Genomic DNA, 3818 nt, shown 5'->3' with positions numbered 1-3818 from the left:
CAATTACATCGAGTATCGCTTTGGGGATTGAATATAAAGATATGAGGGTGAGCGATAAAAAAGAAATACGTTCAGAGAATAATAAACCACTGAGAGAAAATATTGATGACAACCGGATTGTTGGTGACGACGGTACAATCAGTTGGATCGGGCTTATGGTAAATGATAAGGAACAATTGGAATATGCGGTATTAGATTGGTCATTATATTCCGGATTGACAGGAATCGGTTATATGTATCTTTCTGAATATTTAATTAATAAAGATGAGTTTACAAAATCGATTATAGAGATGATTTATAATACAATTAAAACAGCTTATCATATGGGGATGTTTAACGATTATAATATTTCTTATTTCTGCGGTCTGACCGGAATCTATGCTTTTATAGCAAAAATTAAGGAGACCGGAATCATAAAATATGATGAAACGTTTCTTAGGGAAATTAAAAAATTAGTGAAAAATAATATATCAAAAACAAACTGTTATGATACTTTATCAGGTCTGCACTCAGCAGTTATCTATTTTTTTGCCAGGTATGAGTCAGACGATTTTGCAAAAGAAATTCTACCGGCAATAGCGGAATATTTTATTTCTGATTTTGATACTGGTGTTATGGATAAAAATTTTAATTATGCCAGCTTTGCACATGGATATTCAGGTATTATGACATCCATTATGTGTATGAACAGAATTGCCAAACAGGAAGCGCTGATAACATTGGCACGAGGGTTATGGGAAAAGGAACAGCGGCTATATACAGGAAAGTATATGTGGAAGGACTTAAGGAGCAGTGAGGATACATATTCTCATTTTTGGTGTCATGGTTCTTGTGGAATCATGTATTCCCGTTTAATTTGGAAGAAATGGGGTTTTATAAATGATGGAATAATCGGAATGAGTGAATCAGACCTGGATAATCTTCTGGCTCAGTATAGAGAAGTAATCGAAAGCAAAGTTCTAAATTCTCAAAACTATTCTTTATGTCATGGAAATTTTGCTTTTATAGATTTCATCCTTTCGTATGAGAAGGTACTGGGAGAAAAACCTGAAAAGGAAAATTATATTATTCAGACCATGGAGGATGCACAAAAACAAGGATATAGTTGTATAGGAGCACCAGGCGCTATCAATGCGATTGGATTTATGGTAGGAGAATCTGGAATACAATATTTACTGAACCGTTATAAAAATTTGAAATTACCTTCTGTATTGGCAATAGAAAATATATAGAAAGGAGAAGTCAGTATGAAAGTTATCTTGCAGACAAATCAATCGGATTGTCTTCTTGCTTGTGCAGCGATGATTATGGATACATTTAAGTGCAGAATTCCAGTTTACCGGTTGGTGGAAAAGGTAGAATTGTCCATGGCCGGAAGCAATGTTCTGCAGTTAAAAGAGGCATTAGGAGAATATGGCTTTTCCGTAGAAGGTTATAAAGTTGAGAGCGAAAAATTCAACCAGACAATATTACCTATCATTGCATATGTAAATAACGGTCATTTTATTATTATCAATAAAGTAACCAAAAACAAATTTATTGGAATTGATCCGGCGATAGGAAGAATCGCTTATTCCCATGCAGAGTTTAAAAGTATCTATAGCGGTGTTGTTATAAAAATTACTAAAACCCGGAAACATGTAAAAAATGTGGTAGTAAAGCAGCGGGAGATATTAGGATTCTTAAACAATACTAAATTAATAACGATTTTATTTGGACTGTTAATTACTTCAATTTTTACTCAAATTGTAGCTATGAGCTATTCATATATGTATTCTGCAATAGGTAAGAACGACTCTTACTTAAATCTGTCCTTAATATTAATTGCTGCGGTTGTCCTATTAGGGACAGGCAGTATGATCCAGGGCTTCTTAACAAAAAAATTTAATATATTATATGAACAGATATACGGTAACAGACTCGTTGATAAACTTATAAGTAAAAACTACAAGTTCTTTACATTCAGAAGCAATGGTGACTTATTATATCGTATCAACGCAAGAGGAATGATAAAAGACGCCCTGCTATTCAAAATAGTCCCATCTTTTATAGCACTATGTACCATTATTGTAGTTCAAGTCGCTTTGTTTCAGAAGAGTTTATTTTTGGGGGGACTTTTTCTGACTGCTAATATTTTATATTTGATATTTTATATAGGGATTAGTAAACTAATATATATGGAGAGCAATAAATATACACAAAAATTGATTAAACTCAATACAACAAGTGAAAATATAATCAGGACAATCTCAACTATTAAGGTTTTGGATGTCGGCAACATTTTCATGAAAAAATGGCATAATGAAAATGAAGAACAGACAGAGCGTTACGGTCAGTTAGTCATTTTGCAAAGCATTCAAAGTGTATTAACAAATATCTATACATATGTTGTTCCCATAGTAATTAGTATCATAAACATAGTTTGCAACAGAAATACTGATATTTTCAGCCAGATGGCATTATTACCACTGCTATATTTAGTAGTTCAAAATGTAATAACAATCGGACAGGCTTTTAATTCTTTATATACCGTACTGCCAAATATAGATAAAACAAATGAATTATTAGATGAAAATTTTATGCAGGACAATGAGCGTAAAGTTTCCAATTTGAATAATGATGAGGAAATACATGTCGAAAATATGTCATATTACTACGGTAATTTTAAATGTCTTGAAAATGTAAATTTACAGATTAAAAAGGGCAGGAGGTATGCGGTTATAGGAATATCCGGAAGCGGAAAGTCCACATTATTAAAGGTTTTAGCAAATCTTTTTAATGATTATAAAGGTGAAGTAATATTTGATTCTGCTAATGAGGATAAGCCAGTATATCTTGACCAGGACACATCTATTCTGGACAGCAGTATATTAGAAAATGTATTATTCGGCCAGCAATGTACAAATGAAAGACTGGCCAGCATCAGCCAGGCTACAGGATTAGAGGATATTATTAACAGACTACCGCAAAAATGGGCAACTGAGATATCAAAAGGAAAAAACCTGTCCCGTGGTCAGGAACAACGGATTTGTCTGGCAAGATGCCTGATTAAAGATGCCAGAATATATTTACTTGATGAAGCAACAAGTAATATTGATGTTATTGATGAAGAAAAGATCATGAATAATCTGATTGGTCCAAATGGTATTTTAGAAGGTAAGACTGTGTTTATCTCCACACATAAATTAAGTATGATAAATTATGCTGACGAGATAATATATATAAAGGAAGGGACCGTATATCAGGGAACCCATGAACAGCTGTTGCAGAGGTTTCCTTCTTATGAAAACTTCTTTGAATAATTATTTGTTACTGATCAGATGAGTGTCGTAGTTGTGCTCATTTTAACTGTCATAAAGCTTCTTCGTTTTCTGTCAATTTTTTTGTATTGCACATGGCGGGCAGTGCCCCGCCATGTTATTACCATATTTTCATAAACTCATCGAGAGCAGAAAGTGCTCCTGTCATCACAGTATCCCAAATCAATCAGTCCTCAATATCCAACAACCGGGTATTGGTTCCCCGCTCAATTCTTCCAGTATCTCTTTTGGTGTCTCCTCCTCCCACTCAGAAGGCGGACGGGAGCAGTTAATATACTCTTTGTAGACCGGTAAGTTCGGAACATCAGGATTGAGTGTCCCCATCAGGTAATCGCACCGCATGGCTGACTCTCTTATAAATTCAATATCAGCAGTGTTAATCTCATCTATGTACAGCAGCCGTACTGACCACCCAGGGTTTTCTGCCACTTCTTCTTGTCGCCATAGCCTAAACATAGATGACCTTATCCCCTCCTGAAGTATGAAAGAGAATGTGCG

At 34.5% G+C, this 3818-nt stretch carries 3 protein-coding genes; 2 read left to right on the top strand and 1 reads right to left on the bottom strand.

Features of this window, described 5'->3' with window-relative positions; translation table 11 throughout:
* Together DS742_RS28570 and DS742_RS28565 are read left to right on the top strand one after the other, a co-directional pair.
* A partial coding sequence (locus tag DS742_RS28570; protein ID WP_147325915.1) for a lanthionine synthetase LanC family protein occupies nt 1-1232 on the top strand: 1232 nt, incomplete at its 5' end.
* A gap of 15 nt (nt 1233-1247) precedes the next feature.
* The gene (locus DS742_RS28565; RefSeq protein WP_117420273.1) at nt 1248-3302 is read left to right on the top strand and encodes a peptidase domain-containing ABC transporter; all 2055 of its coding nucleotides are present in this window, start codon (nt 1248-1250) and stop codon (nt 3300-3302) included.
* Nucleotides 3303-3482: 180 nt separating this feature from the next.
* Here DS742_RS28565 and DS742_RS28560 read toward each other — a convergent pair whose 3' ends face one another.
* A complete protein-coding gene (locus DS742_RS28560) occupies nt 3483-3776 on the bottom strand; it encodes a hypothetical protein (protein WP_341457664.1) in 294 nt (97 codons plus the stop codon).
* Nucleotides 3777-3818 lie beyond the last annotated feature (42 nt).

Source organism: Lacrimispora amygdalina, assembly GCF_003432035.1.
Lineage (GTDB): Bacteria > Bacillota > Clostridia > Lachnospirales > Lachnospiraceae > Lacrimispora > Lacrimispora amygdalina.
This window is presented reverse-complemented; position numbering and strand designations above follow the sequence as displayed.